We start from the raw sequence: 13,928 nt of genomic DNA on the forward strand, positions 1-13,928 counted from the left end.
CGCGGGGAGGATTGGATCGCGCAGAGGCGCGCGGAGCCACGGGCGGATTGCGCACGACGGGAAACCAAGGGACGATGGTCGCCAGCGGAATCCAGACGGGCCGCCTCCCGGCCGGGGAGGCGGCCCGTTGTCGTCCATCGCTGGCGCCGATTACCGGCTCGCGGCGACGGGGCCCGGGGTGGACCTGCTGACTACCAGCCCGTCCCCGCGGCGGCCCTGGTCGGCAGCGCCCCAGCAGTACGCCGGGCCGGAGGCGGTGGTGGCGCAGGCGTGGTAGCCGCCCACCGACAGGCTCGCGAACACCGCCGAGCCCTGCTGCACCGGGCCGGGCGCGTTCACCTGGGCCGTTCCGCCGTTCCCCATCTGCATGCGCAGGTTCCGGCCCCAGCAGTACGCGGCGCCCTCGGCGGTCAGCGCGCAGGTGTGGCTGTGGCCCGCTTCCACTGTGGTGAAGGCCAGGGCGCCCTGCGACACGGCGGCCGGGGCGGTCTGGTTGGTTCCGCTCGCGCCCGTGCCGAGCTGGCCGTCGCTGTTGCTTCCCCAGCACCAGACCTGCCCCTCGTCGCTGAGGCCGCAGCTGTGCGAACCGCCCGCCGTCAGCGCGCTGAACCTGCGCCCGTTCGCCTGCACCGGCACGGGGACCAGCGCCTTGGCGGGGTTTCCGTTCCCCACGCGCCCGTCGGTGTTGGTCCCCCAGCACAGGGCGTAGCCTTCCGTCGTCAGCGCGCAGGTGTGAAAGTATCCGGCGCGGATGCTGGTGAAGATCTCGCTCCCCTGCTGCACGGCGGCGGGGGAGAGCACGTGCGACGTGGAGTTGTTGCCCACCTCGCCGTCCGTGTTGTATCCCCAGCAGTACGCCTTGCCCTCCGACGTGAGGCCGCAGCTGTGGTAGTTGCCCAGCGACAGCGACGCGAACCGTACGGCGCCCTGCGCCACCGGGGTGGGGGTAAAGGCCTGGTCCTGGGTGCCGTTGCCCAGCCCGCCGAACAGGTTGGTGCCCCAGCAGTAGGCCAGCCCGTCCGCCGTGAGCCCGCAGCCGTGCGCGCCGCCCAGGGCCAGCGTGTCGAACTGCACCCCGGCCGGCATCTGCACGGGGACGGGGATCGTGCGGTTCACGTTGGTGTTGTCGCCCACCTGCCCGAAGGCGTTCCACCCCCAGCAGTACGGCACGCCGTCGCGCGTCAGCGCGCAGGTGTGGTTCTCGCCCGCGCTGACCAGGCCGAAGCTCAGAAACGATTGGGCGACCGCGGGCACCTCGCCCGTCACGTAGACCTTGAACACAAAGCTGGTGGCACCGTTCATCTTGAACTGCCACGGCTTTGCCTGCGACTTCTCGCCCGGATTCAGGTACCCGTACACGCTCAGGTCATTGCCCGTGTACTCGAAGTAGTCCTGGTCCACGTTCAGCCAGCTCATCTGCCCCGCCGCGTTCTGGACGGTGGTGGGCAGCAGGGGCGGCTCGGAGAAGAACACGCGCACGCCCTTGGAATCCGGGATGCCCGCGGTGGCCGAACCCAGGGGCATCTGCAGCAGGTTCTGCACGGCCACGTTCACCGTGAGCAGGTCGCTGTCGGGGTCGTAGACGGGCGTGTCGTTGCTCAGGCGCACGTAGTGGTTCTGCCCGCCCAGGGTGATCAGCGCGCGGCTGGGGCCCCGCGGCGTCTCTTCGGCGCAGGCGAAGCTCCCGGCGCGCAGGTCCGCACGGCAGATAAGCTGCGCGAGCGCGCCGGGGGAAACGGGATCCGGCTGCACGGCCAGGGGCTGCCGGTCCGCGCAGGCGGACAGCAGAACGAGCGCGGCCGCGGCCACGGTGCGGTTCGAAAACATGGATTCCGGACGAAGGGAAGGTCGAAAACGGCAGAAGTGGCGCGGGCGCGCCGGCCGAATGATGCGCGGACGCGCGGAGCAGGGGCCGGCACACCGGGCGCCGCCACTTTCCGCCGTCTGCGGCGGCAGTATGATCCCCGGCGGGAAGCGAGTCAAGCTTTTTCTCGGCACGGCGCGGCGGAACGATGGCACCCATCGCCCGCACCGAACGATGCCGGCATCATCTCTCTTTCGACGTACGATCAGGCGCGCTAGAATGGCCGCGCGGCAGGATCCGCGTCCCACACCCCCGCACGGAGCAGCAGGCCGATGACCATGACAGACACGGTGGATCCGCGCTTTCCCGTCGGCAAGTTCCGCTGGGACGGGGATGCGGGCCAGGAGCAGCGGGCGGAGTGGATCGCACAGATCGCCAACACGCCCGCCGCGTTCCGCGGCGCCGTGGCCGGCCTGTCCGACGAGCAGCTGGACACGCCGTATCGCGACGGCGGGTGGACGGTGCGGCAGCTTGCGCACCACATGCCCGACAGCCACATGAACGCCTACATCCGGCTCAAGCTGGGGCTCACGGAAGACAATCCCACCGTGAAGCCGTACGAGGAGGCGGCGTGGGCGGCGCTGGAGGATTCGCGCACCACGCCGGTGGAGGTGTCGCTGACGCTGCTGGACGCGCTGCACCAGCGCTGGGTAAACACGCTGCGCGCCGTGCGGCCGGAGGAATGGTCGCGCACCGTGCGCCACCCGGAGCGCGGCAGCATGCGCCTGGACCAGCTTCTTGCGCTGTACGCCTGGCATGGCCGCCACCACGTCGGCCACGTTACCGCCCTGCGCGAGCGGATGGGCTGGTAGGCCGGCGCGTACCATGGCGGAACGAAAGCGGGCCCAACCGGAATAGGTTGGGCCCGCTTTTTCGATCGTGCAACGGACGGATCGTCAGGCCGGCGTCATGCCGAGCAGCCGCTCAATCCTCTCGTTCAGGACCGCCTTCTTGGCGGCAAGCTCGCGAAGTTCCTGGCGCAGGACCGCATCTCGTTCACCTACGCGGGTCGCGAGCACCTCAGCCCGGATCGCCTCAATCCTGGCGGTTAGATCGCTCTTCATCTTCTCCCCGTCCAAACTGGGCTCCTTTCCCTCTCATCGTGGGACTCGTCCCGGCTTTCCCGCAGAACCCGGCGGAGTGGTACGATCTACCCGCGTGCTGAGTTCCGCGAGCACGAGCGAGATCTTGCCAACCGAGGTAGTCAAAGCATCATGGTTTTGGGCGAGTTCGTCAACCCGAATGTTCAGCGCCTTGATCTCGGCATCCCTCACCCGGTCGCCCTGCTGCTGATCGGATTGCGCTTGCTTGAGGGTAAATACCCCCACCACACCCATTTCGCTGATCTCACCGGGCGGCTTGCTCCAACCACCCGATTTCAGAAAATGGTAGAAGCGATGCACCACCATCAGCCCGGCGCTCACCAGCAGCATCCCGGCCACAAGGATCGCAAGCACGACCAATCCTTCCGTCATGAACCGCGCAGGCTGCCAGGACGGGATCAGACTGTCGATGATCGGGGTGGCCGTTTCCGCCTTCTTCTCCGACTCGGGCCTGGAACCGGCTGAAACGACGGAAGATCTCACACCGTCGGCCGTGTCGCGGACCGCGCGCGGAAGCGGAGGGGCCTTGGTTGCGGGCGCGCCCTGCAGGGCCAACAGAGTGGGCTGGATCGCTGTGTGCGCCATACCGTCTCCAGATCGCGTGCTCCGTGGTTCAGCGGGCGGGAGCGGGCGCACGGTGAAAGGACGCCACCTCCACAAAAGAGCGCAAAGTGTACACGGCCCCCGGCTGCGCAGCAAGGCTCTCGTTGTGGCCGAAGGCCAGCCTTCACTGGCGCGGTGCGATGCGTGCGGTAACGTTGAACAGAGTCTGTCACGCGCCGCATCCGCGGTGCACCCTCACACCGGTCCGGGCACGCATGGCCAGCGAGCAGCCGTCCTTCACCCGCCAGCTCTTCAGCGGCACCATCGACGATCGCATCCTGTTTCCCTTTCCCCGCATTCCGGAAGACGAGGAGGCGCGCGTCACGGCGTTTCTGGATGAGCTGCGGGCCTACTGCGAAACGCACATCGACCGCGGGTGGATCGACGAGCACGAGCAGATTCCGCAGAACGTGATCGACGACCTGAAGCGGATGGGGCTGTTCGGCATCTCGCTGCCGCGCGAGTACGGGGGGATGGGGCTGTCGCAGAGCGCGTACTGCCGCGTGTTCGAGTTCGTGACCGGCTACGACGTGGGCCTCGCCATCATGCTGGGCGTGCACCTGTCCATCGGCATCAAGGGGATTCAGCTCGCGGGGACGGAGGCGCAGAAGGCCCTGTACCTTCCCAAAGCCGCCACCGGGGAGTGGATGGCGTCGTTCGCGCTCACCGAGCCCTCCGCGGGGAGCGACGCGGCCGGCATCCGCACGCGCGCCGTGCCGGACGGCGAGGGCGGATGGATCCTGAGCGGCTCCAAGATCTGGATCGGAAACGGCTCGTTCAGCGAGGTCATCGTCACCTTTGCGCAGACGCCGGTGGAGCGCGACGGCAAGACGACGGACCGCGTGACCGCCTTCATCCTGCGGCCCGACATGCCGGGGTACGAGCGCGGCCCGGCGCTGCGCAAGATGGGCGCGCGGGGGAGCAACCAGGCGGAGTTGTACTTCAAGGACGTCCGGGTGCCCGCGGAAAACGTGCTGGGCGAGGTGGGCGAGGGCTTCAAGCTGGCCATGCGCGTCCTGAACTCGGGGCGGCAGGGGCTTTCCGCCGGGGCGGGCGGCGGGGTGAAGCAGTGCCTGCGCATGGCCTCGGAGTTCAGCCGCACCCGCGAGCAGTTCGGCGAGCCGATTGCGAAGTACGAGCTGATCCAGGGCAAGATCGCGGCGTTGGCGGCGGACGCGTACACGGCGGAGAGCGTCGCCTTCTTCACCACGGGGCTCAACGACCGGGGCGACGTGGACTACGCGCTGGAGAGCGCCGCGGCCAAGGTGTGGAACAGTGAGGCGCTGGACCGCGCGGTGGATGAACTGGTGCAGATCGCCGGCGGCCGCGGCTACGTGAAGGACCATCCGTACGAGCGGCTGTACCGCGACGCGCGCATCACCCGGATCTTTGAGGGGACCAACGAGGTCCTGCGGCTGTTCGTGGGGCTTTCGGGAATGCAGGAGCCCGGCGCGCACCTCAAGGAAGTGGCCGCCGCGCTGCGCGAGCCCATCCGCCAGTTCGGGCTGCTGACGGACTTTGCGGCGGACCGCGTGCGGCTGGCACTGGGTGGGGGCGAGCCGGAACTGGCGTCGCCCATTCACCCGCGGCTGCAGAAGCACTTCGACTACCTGACGGAGCACACACGCGACCTGCGGATCGCGGCGGAGCGCGCGCTGCGGCGGCACGGGCGCAAAATCGTGGAGCGGCAGTTCGTGGTGGCGCGCATCGCCGACATGGCGATTGAACTCTACGTGCGCGCGGCCACGCTGTCCCGCACGCAGGCGCTGCTGGAGGCGCGCGACGCGGGGGAGACGATCGCCCCGCCGCTCACCCCGACGAGGCAGCCGCTGGACGAGGAGTCGGTGGAAAGAATCCTGCGCGTATGCGACCTGGCGTGCCAGCGCAGCGGGCTTCGCTTCCGCGCCGCGCGCGTGCAGTTGAACGGCGAGCGCGACGACCTGGTGCGCGCCGTTGCCCAGGACGCGCTGGGGATGGATGGCGGCGCGGCATCCGGCAAGGCGACGACGCGCGAGACGGAGGCGCCGGAGTTCGGGAAGCGGTAAGCGCGGGCTACGAAGAGCGTTCTCCAGCGCAGTTGTCCCCGCGCTTCGGACCGGGAGCGTCCTCCTGAAGGAAGACGCTGCACGGGCCTTTCGAGTACCTGTCTGGCGCCGACGGAAGGATCCCGCCGCGGCCCTGGCCCACGAGCGATGCGCTGCGTGCCGCGCGGCGCACTGTCGGGAGCGGCCGGGGAGTGCCGGGCGCGCCGCGCAGCCAGTGTGCACCGGACGCCTCCGCCGGGATCCTTCGACTGCGCGCCATGGTTCGGAGCCGCTGACGCGCCGGCGCAGCGCTCCGCTCAGGATGACGCTCATTGGCCGTGGTGGCCGCTGCAGGAGTCCTGGCCCTGCGGGCGCCGGCCACGTCACGTCCATCATCCCCCAGCGCCGCCCGGCATCTCCCGGAGCCGCCCACCATCGGCCGGACGCCGTTCGGCATCCTCCACCGTCGCCCACCATCTCCCGGACGCCGTCCGGCATCGCGCGGACGCGGCCGGCCAGCGCCTGCGGCTGCGCTGCATCCGCCGAGCTGTTGCCCGTCATCCGCGGCGCGTGGGACATGTACGGATTTTGCAGCCGGCGAAAAGCCCCGGCCCACTCGGCCTGCCGATCAAGAACCTTGACCCTGCACACGATGCACACGACCCTGCAGTAAGCCGCCCGCGTATGGAACGGGCGGCCTTTCCACCCCTCCCCCATGATCCGGAGGTGCGTATGGCTTCTGCCCCCTCATTCACAACCGACCGCATTCGCAACGTGGCCGTGGTGGGCCACGGCGGCTCGGGAAAGACCACGCTGGTGGACGCCTGCTGCTACGCGGCGGGAACCACGCGGCGTCACGGCTCGGTGGATGACGGTTCCGCACTCACCATGTTCACGCCCGAAGAAACCGCGCACGGCATCAGCATGAACGTGTCGGTGGCCTGGGCGGCGTGGATGGATTCCAAGATCAACTTCATCGACACTCCCGGCTACCTGGACTTTCTGGGCGAGACGCGCGCCGGCGTGCGCGTGGCCGACGCGGCGCTCGTGTGCCTGTCGGCGGTGAACGGGGTGGAGGTGGGGACGGAGCGCGTGTGGGAGCTGATCGAGGAGCGTCACCTGCCCGCCATCCTCTTTGTTTCGATGATGGACCGCCCCAACGCCGACTTTGAGCGCGTGTTTCAGGACGTGCGCGAGCACCTGACGGCGCGCGCCATCCCCGTGGAGGTGCCCATCGGCGCGGCGGAGGGCTTCAGCGGCATCGTGAACCTGTTCAGCGACCGCGCGCACTTCTACAAGGAAGGCACCGCCAGCGGCGAGTACGAGGAGCACGACGTGCCGCCCGAGCTGCAGGCCACGGTGGACCGCTACTACAACGACCTGATCGAGACCATCGCCAGCACCGACGACACCCTGCTGGAGCACTACCTGGAAGGCGACACCATTACCCGAGACGAGGCGCTGCACGCGCTCAAGCAGGCCATGCTGCGCGGCGAACTGTACCCGGTGTTCTGCGGCGCGCCCACCCGCACCTGGGGCACGCGCGCGCTGCTGAGCAAGATCGTGGAGCTGCTCCCCTCGCCGCAGGAGCGCCCGGCCGAGGTGGCCGCGGGGCGCAACGGCACCACGGTGGAGCTGCGCGGCTTGAACAGCGACCCGTTCGCCGCGCTGGTGTTCAAGACCACCAGCGAGCCGCACGTGGGCGAGCTTTCGTACTTTCGGGTGATGGGCGGCTCCGTGGCGAGCGGCGCCGAGGTGCTGAACGCCAGCCGCGACCGGAGCGAAAAGCTGGCGCACCTCTCCATCCCCCAGGGCCGCGAGCGGCTGGAGGTGGATGCGCTGCGCGCCGGCGACATCGGCGTGGTGGCCAAGCTGCGCGACACGCACACCAACGACACGCTTTCCGCCCCCGGGCACCCGCTGGTGCTGGACGGCATCGTGTTCCCCGAGCCGGACATTGCCGTGGCCGTGGAGCCCGCGACGCGCGGCGAAGAAGACAAGCTGGCCGTGGGGCTGCACAAGCTGCACGAGGAAGACCCCTGCTTTACCTCGGAATACGTTCCGGAGCTGGGGCAGACCATTGCGCGCGGGCTGGGCGAGCTGCACCTGGAGGTGCAGCTGGAGCGGCTGAAGCGCAAGAACGGGGTGGAGGTGGTGATCAAGGCGCCGCGCATTCCGTACCGCGAAACCATCCGCGCGGTGGCCGAGGCGCAGGGGCGGCACAAGAAGCAGACGGGCGGGCGCGGCCAGTTCGGCGACGCGCACCTGCGCCTCAAGCCGCTCACCCGCGGCGAGGGCTACCGCTTCACCGATTCCATCGTGGGCGGGGTGATTCCGGGCAAGTACGTGCCGGCGGTGGACAAGGGAGTGCAGGAAGCGTCCGTGCGCGGCGTGCTGGCGGGCTTTCCCATGGTGGACTTTGAGGCCGAGGTGTACTTCGGCAGCTACCACACGGTGGACAGCTCGGAGCAGGCGTTCAAGGTGGCGGGGAGCATGGCGTTCCAGGCCGCGGCGGAAAAGGCGCAGCCGGTGATTCTGGAGCCGGTGATGCAGGTGGACGTGTTCGCGCCGGACGAGTACCTGGGCGACATCATCGGCGACCTGAACCAGCGGCGCGGGCAGATTCTGGGGATTGAGCCGGCGGGGCGGAACCAGCGGGTGCGGGCGCTGGTTCCGCAGGCGGAGCTGTACAAGTACAGCACGGCGCTGCGGTCGCTTTCGCAGGGGCGCGCCACCCACACGCGCACCTTTCACGCGTACGAGGAGGTGCCCTCGCACGAGGTGCCCAGGGTGGTGGAAAGCGCAAAGAAGGAGCGCGAGCTGCTGGTTTCGGCGCGGTAGGCTCGGCCGGTCCCATGCTCCCCCCGGGCATTCCGGGCGGAGCATGGGGATGGGCTGAGCGACTGAAGTCGCCGCAACAACGACGGAAAGTCTCCCCGAACAGACGGGGAGACTTCACCTGCACTGGGCGGATGGCCGGGTGTGAGCGGCGGAACGTGTCGCTGCCGCGGCTGAGCGAGTGAACTCGCCGCAACACCTGCTGAAAGCCTCACGATACTGCCGTGAGGCTGCATCGGTGCGAATGCTGAGTCGGCGCCGAACGCCGCCCACGCGCTGAGGTCTCCCTTTCTCCCGCGACAGCGGGGGAGAGGGCCGGGGAGAGGGGGCCTTTCCGACCGCGCGGCACCGTCCGAAGCGCACCGTGGCTGCTGGGTCACCCCTTGACAGGCCATGATCGCAGGGGCCGCCGAACCGGAAGGTCTCCTCGCCGAGGCTCCGCGCGCAGGACGACGCCGTTCGCGCCCTACGCGCTCCTGAGCGGATGAATCCGCCGCTCGGAAAGCGGGAAGCCCCGACTCGTGGCCGCTGGCGCGTCCACGATCGGGGCTTCAACTGCGTTCGGAAACCGCACCGAACCGGGGTGTGCTCCCTCTCCCACATCTGTTCGTGGGAGAGGGTCGTCGTGCGCAGCACGCGGGGTGAGGGCCGCAGCCCGCGGGGTGATGGCCGCAGCCCGCGGACGGGAACGATCTCCACTCCCGGCACACACCTCCTCATCCCCCCGCGCCCGAATCGCGTCCGCCGGACCGGAACGGTAGATTGCGCGCCCCGCGAAAGTGGCGGTGGCGCGCACCGTCCTTGCGTATCGCCGCGCGCGGACCCGCCGCGGCGCCGTCCGGTGCCGCGGTCCGCATTCCGACTTCCGCTGATCCTTTCGGAGAAGAAACCATGATTCGTGCCGGTGCGGTTCGTGTGAGCGCGTTCGCCCTCGCCCTGGCGGCGGCGGCCGCGTGCGCCAAGGAGCCGAATCCCGACATCGAGAACCCGCCCTCCGAGGCGGGCCGCGCCCTTCCGCTCACCGCCGACACCGGTGGCGGCGCGCAGACCGGCGCCGCCGCGGGGCAGATGACGGACGCCAACATCGCCGCGGTCGCCTCGGCCTCCAACCAGGACGAGATCCAGACCAGCCAGATCGCCCTGCAGAAGGCCACCCGCCCCGACGTGCGCCAGTTCGCCCAGCAGATGGTGGACGAGCACACGCGGGTGGAGCAGCAGATGCGGCAGGCGCTGCAGGCCAAGGGAATGGCCCCGCAGGACAACGCGATGAGCCAGCAGATGAAGCAGACCATGCAGGCCGCCCTGCAGCAGCTCGGGACCGCCACCGGAGCGGCGTTCGACGAGGCATACGTGGCGCATCAGGTGCAGTCGCACCAGGCCACGCTGCAGGCGCTGCAGACGCAACTGATCCCCAACGCGCGTGACCCGCAGCTCAAGCAGATGCTGCAGGCCGTGCAGCCGCGCGTGCAGCAGCACCTCCAGATGGCGCAGTCGCTCCAGGGAGCCGGTTCCACGGCTCCGGCGGGCTCGGGCGCCGCGGCTCCGGCCGGTGCGACTGCTCCGGCGGGTGCCGCGGCTCCGGCGGGTGCGGGCGCCGCTCCGGCGGCTCCGGCCGGCGGGCACTGAGGCCTCAAATCCGTCGAGGACGGAGAAGGTGAAATGCGGCGGGCCGCCTCTGCGGTCCGCCGCGGTTTCGTTGTTGCGGAACCGGAGCGCCATGGCAAAGACACGCACCGGACGTACCTGCATCGGGATCAGCGGATGGACCTACGCCGGGTGGCGCGGCGTGTTCTATCCCGAAGGGCTCGCCCGCAAGCGCGAGCTGGCCTACGCCGGCTCGCGGATGAACACCATCGAGATCAACGGCTCCTTCTACTCGCTGCAGCGCCCCACCAGCTACCGCGCGTGGTACGAGGCCGTACCCGACGACTTCGTCTTCGCCGTCAAGGGAAGCCGGTTCATCACCCACATGAAGAAGCTGAAGGACGTGGATGATGCGCTCGCCAACTTTCTGGCCAGCGGCGTCCTGCGTCTGGCGGACAAGCTGGGCCCCGTGCTGTGGCAGTTCCCCGAGCGGATGAAGTTCGACGAGGGGCGCTTTGCCGACTTCCTGGCCCGCCTGCCGCGCACGCACGCGGAGGCGTCCATCCTGGCCCGCGGGCACGACGCGCGGCTGGACGGGCGCGCGTGGACGGAGCCGGAGCACGAGGGCCCCATCCGCCACGCCTTCGAGGTGCGCCACCCGGGCTTTCTGTCCCCCGCCTTCGTGGACCTGCTGGCTGCGCACAATGCGGCGTTCGTGTTCGCCGATACGGCGGGAAAGTGGCCGTACGCGGAGGACGTGACGGGCGACTTTGTGTACGTGCGGCTGCACGGGGCGGAGGAGCTGTACGCCAGCGGCTACTCGGACGAGCAGCTGGACTGGTGGGCGGCGCGCATTCGCGAGTGGCGCTGCGGCTGCCATCCCGGCGATGCCGCGTGCGTGGCCCCCGCGCTCCGGATGCGCCCGCCGGCCGCGACGTGTTTGTCTACTTTGACAACGACGCCAAGGTGCACGCGCCCTTTGACGCGCTGCGCCTGGCCGAGCGGCTGCGCTGACCGGCGCCGGGACGCAGAAAGGGGAGGCCGCGCAGTCCGCGGCCTCCCCTCTGCTTTCGATCCGCGTCTCCGCCCGTCAGTCCGGGACGGAGGGTGAATCGGCGGAGGTGATGGGGACGTCGAAGGCGCCGCCGCTCAGCCGCAGCAGCGCATCCGTCTGCTCCCCCACCTGCCCGCGCATCAGCAGGCTGAAGGTGCCGCGCACGCGATCCCCATCCACCGAGGTGATGACCACGGTGCCCGCCCGCGCCGAAACGCGGATGGTGGGGCGCGACGTGATCTCGTCTTCCGACGCGCCCACCGTGAACGCGGCGGCGAAGCGGCAGTTGACCGGCGACGTGGCGGCCGTGCAGGTGTAGGTGCCCACGGCCGGATTGGCGATGAAGAGCAGGAGCCCGTCGTACGTCCCCTCCGTGGCCTGCGCCTGCTGCCCGTAGACGCGCACCGCCTTGTCGCCCTCGAAGGTCGTGCTCCGCAGCCCGAAGGCGTAGGTGCCGCTGAAGTAGTTGTCCGTCGTCACCCCGCCCTCGGCGGCAAAGGCGACGGAGTCCGCCGTCAGCGCCGTGCCCGCCGAATCCACCGGAACGTAGAGAAAGCGCACCGAGCCGGACGGAAACTCCGTGGGGCCGGCGGGATCGCCGAAGCAGGCCGCCAGCGCGAGCGCGGCAGCCAGAACGGAAAGCAAGGAGCGGAGCGGCGGAAGACGCATCGTCGTCACATCACAAAACGGGATCGCGCCGGCGCGGAACGTCCGGCCGGCGCTGAATCCTACACGGGCGCGCCGTTCAGCGCGAGCGGGGGAACGCGGCACGGGCGACCGCCTGCCGCGAGAACGGAATGGCGGCGCGGTCCAGCAGCGGAACGTCGAAGCTCCCGTTCGTCACCTGCACCTGCCGCGTGCCGGCCCCCAGCTCGGAGGCCGCGAACTGAAAGGTGCCCGTGGCGCGTTCGTGGGTGAGCGTGGCGATGGTGACGGTTCCGCTGGTGGAGTACAGATCGGCGTCCGCTTCCACATACAGGTTTGCTGCGTCGGCGCCCAGGACAAGAAACGCCGTGATGGGGCAGTCCGTCGCGCCCGGCGAGCAACTCACCGTGCCCACCGCTGGAGACCGCACCGTGAACGACAGGCTGTTCACGCGGCTGCCGGGCAGGTCCTGCTGCGCCACGAGGGACAACGCGAACCCGTCGAAGCTCGAGCCGTTCTGGCCGAAGGCGAAGCTGCCCCGCCGGAGGTCGCCCGGGAGCGAACCCTGTGCGCGGAACTCGCCTTCCAAGTCTCCGGAGTAGAGGAACTCGGTGCGGCCGCTGAACCGGCCGGAGCCGGTGGAATCGCCTCCGCAGGCCGCCAGCGCGAGCGCGGCCGCCAGGGCGCAGACCGCCGGACGGAGCGATGGAGTACGCATCATCATGCGAGCCAAAAGCGGGAGCGCGGGGGCCCGGGACTGGCCGGCGCCGTGTCGGGCGCGGCGCTCATCGCGAGCGGCTGAACCGGGCCCGGGCGGCCGCCGCGCGCGAGAACCCGATCCCGCTGTCGTCGAACAGGGGAACGTCAAAGGTGCCGCTGGTCACCTGCACGCGCGGGCCGTCCTGGCCCAGCAGGTCGGTGAACACCATGCTGAAGGTGCCCTGTGCGCGCTTGTCCGTCAGCCGGGTGATGGTCATGGTGCCGCCGGACGAGAACAGGAACGCGTCCGGCTCCTCCTCCGGGTCCGTGCCGTTGGCGCCCAGCACCAGGAACCCCCCGAAGGGGCAGTCGGTGGCATCCAGCGCGCAGGTCACGGTGCCCACGGCGGGGTTTTCCAGCGAGAGCAGCAGGTTGTCGATCGTGTTGCCGGACAGGCCCTGCTGCGCAAAGAGCGTGAACGCCTGTTCGTCTTCCGAGAACATTCCCGCCTGGCCGAAGGCGTAGCTCCCCGTCTCAAAGTTGCGCAACGGCGAGCCGTCCGCCTGAAAGGTGCCGGAGAAGCTGCCGGAATAGGAAAAGCTCGTGCTGCCGCTGAGCCGGTTGGAGCCGGTGGAGTCGCCGCACGCCCCCAGCGGAAGCAGGGCAGCCAGCAGCAGGGCGGAACGGCGGATGGTCTTCATGGTCATGGTACCGGTAATGGGGACCGGGATGGATTTCCCGGACCGCGCGTCGGGCCGGGAGGTGCCTACCCGGCGTTCTCCGCGGGCAGGGTAAGGGTAAAGGTGGCGCCCTGGGCGGCGCTGCGGGCGGAAAGCTCTCCGCCCATGGCGCGCGCCAGGCGCCGGCTGATGGCCAGCCCCAGCCCGCTGCTGGGCTCCCGCTTGCTGCGGTTGGCCGACGCGAGCTGAAGGAACTCCTCGAACACCGCTTCTTCGCTCCCCGCGGGAAGCCCGGGGCCGGTGTCGCGCACCTCGATCCAGGTGCTGCGCCCCTCCATTCCCGCGCGGACGGCCACGGCGCCCTGGTCGGTGAACTTGACGGCGTTGCTCAGCAGGTTCACCAGGATCTGCCGCACGCGGGGCGGGTCCACGCACAGGGTGCGGTCCGCCGCATCGCCCATGGCGGTGTGCAGCTCCAGCCCCTTGCTGCGCGCCTGCGGCTCCACCGCCACCCGCGCCTCATCCACCAGGTCGCCCAGCCGCACGGATTCGCAGTGGAACTCCATACGCCCCGCATCCAGCTTGGCCAAGTCCAGGATGTCGTTCACCAATTGCGAAAGGTGGCCCGACACCTGGCTGATGCGCTCCACCATCTCCAGCTGCTGCCCGCTCAGGTCGCCCACGATGCCGTCGGCCAGCAGCTCGCTGTAGCCCACGATGGCCGCGATGGGGGTGCGCAGGTCGTGGCTCATCGCCGAGAAGAAGCGGTCCCGCGCCTGGGTGGAGCGCTTCAGCTCCTCGTACAGGCGGGCGTTGTGGAGCGCCACCGCCGCG

General features: G+C 69.8%; 11 protein-coding genes and 1 pseudogene. 5 read left to right on the forward strand and 7 right to left on the reverse strand.

The window, feature by feature from the left end; all coding sequences use genetic code 11:
• Positions 1-150: 150 nt before the first annotated feature.
• The gene (locus tag VF665_RS04960; RefSeq protein WP_331052307.1) at positions 151-1,827 is read right to left on the reverse strand and encodes a hypothetical protein; all 1,677 of its coding nucleotides are present in this window, start codon (positions 1,825-1,827) and stop codon (positions 151-153) included.
• A gap of 309 nt (positions 1,828-2,136) precedes the next feature.
• Between VF665_RS04960 and VF665_RS04965 the strand changes: the two genes are divergently transcribed.
• Positions 2,137-2,676, forward strand: coding sequence for a YfiT family bacillithiol transferase (locus VF665_RS04965; RefSeq protein ID WP_331052308.1), 540 nt, complete (start codon positions 2,137-2,139; stop codon positions 2,674-2,676).
• An 84-nt stretch (positions 2,677-2,760) separates the two neighbouring features.
• On the opposite strand, the gene VF665_RS04970 is transcribed toward VF665_RS04965, so the two are convergent.
• Both VF665_RS04970 and VF665_RS04975 read right to left on the reverse strand, forming a co-directional pair.
• Positions 2,761-2,928, reverse strand: coding sequence for a hypothetical protein (locus VF665_RS04970; RefSeq protein WP_331052309.1), 168 nt, complete (start codon positions 2,926-2,928; stop codon positions 2,761-2,763).
• 33 nt (positions 2,929-2,961) lie between these two features.
• Positions 2,962-3,552 carry a hypothetical protein gene (locus tag VF665_RS04975; protein ID WP_331052310.1) on the reverse strand — a complete coding sequence of 197 codons (591 nt, stop codon included), beginning with the start codon at positions 3,550-3,552 and terminating at the stop codon, positions 2,962-2,964.
• A 233-nt stretch (positions 3,553-3,785) separates the two neighbouring features.
• On the opposite strand from VF665_RS04975, the gene VF665_RS04980 reads away from it, so the two are divergent.
• The 4 genes and pseudogenes from VF665_RS04980 to VF665_RS04995 all read left to right on the forward strand — a co-directional run bounded on the left by VF665_RS04980 (position 3,786) and on the right by VF665_RS04995 (position 11,030).
• On the forward strand, positions 3,786-5,615 hold the full coding sequence (locus tag VF665_RS04980) for an acyl-CoA dehydrogenase family protein (RefSeq protein WP_331052311.1): 1,830 nt from the start codon (positions 3,786-3,788) through the stop codon (positions 5,613-5,615).
• A gap of 711 nt (positions 5,616-6,326) precedes the next feature.
• Positions 6,327-8,435 carry an elongation factor G gene (gene fusA, locus VF665_RS04985; protein WP_331052312.1) on the forward strand — a complete coding sequence of 703 codons (2,109 nt, stop codon included), beginning with the start codon at positions 6,327-6,329 and terminating at the stop codon, positions 8,433-8,435.
• Positions 8,436-9,323: 888 nt separating this feature from the next.
• Positions 9,324-10,058: a DUF4142 domain-containing protein gene (locus tag VF665_RS04990; RefSeq protein WP_331052313.1), complete on the forward strand. Its 735-nt coding sequence runs from the start codon at positions 9,324-9,326 to the stop codon at positions 10,056-10,058.
• A 91-nt stretch (positions 10,059-10,149) separates the two neighbouring features.
• Positions 10,150-11,030 (forward strand): annotated as a pseudogene (locus VF665_RS04995) (DUF72 domain-containing protein).
• 76 nt (positions 11,031-11,106) lie between these two features.
• Here VF665_RS04995 and VF665_RS05000 read toward each other — a convergent pair.
• The 4 genes from VF665_RS05000 to VF665_RS05015 all read right to left on the reverse strand — a co-directional run.
• Entirely contained in the window at positions 11,107-11,739 is a 633-nt protein-coding gene (locus VF665_RS05000) for a hypothetical protein (protein ID WP_331052315.1), read from the reverse strand.
• A 76-nt stretch (positions 11,740-11,815) separates the two neighbouring features.
• On the reverse strand, positions 11,816-12,439 hold the full coding sequence (locus VF665_RS05005; protein WP_331052316.1) for a hypothetical protein: 624 nt from the start codon (positions 12,437-12,439) through the stop codon (positions 11,816-11,818).
• A gap of 61 nt (positions 12,440-12,500) precedes the next feature.
• On the reverse strand, positions 12,501-13,115 hold the full coding sequence (locus tag VF665_RS05010; protein WP_331052317.1) for a hypothetical protein: 615 nt from the start codon (positions 13,113-13,115) through the stop codon (positions 12,501-12,503).
• A 65-nt stretch (positions 13,116-13,180) separates the two neighbouring features.
• On the reverse strand, positions 13,181-13,928 hold a 748-nt coding region (locus VF665_RS05015; RefSeq protein WP_331052318.1), incomplete at its 5' end, for a HAMP domain-containing sensor histidine kinase.

The sequence above is a fragment of the Longimicrobium sp. genome, from assembly GCF_036387355.1.
GTDB lineage: Bacteria > Gemmatimonadota > Gemmatimonadetes > Longimicrobiales > Longimicrobiaceae > Longimicrobium.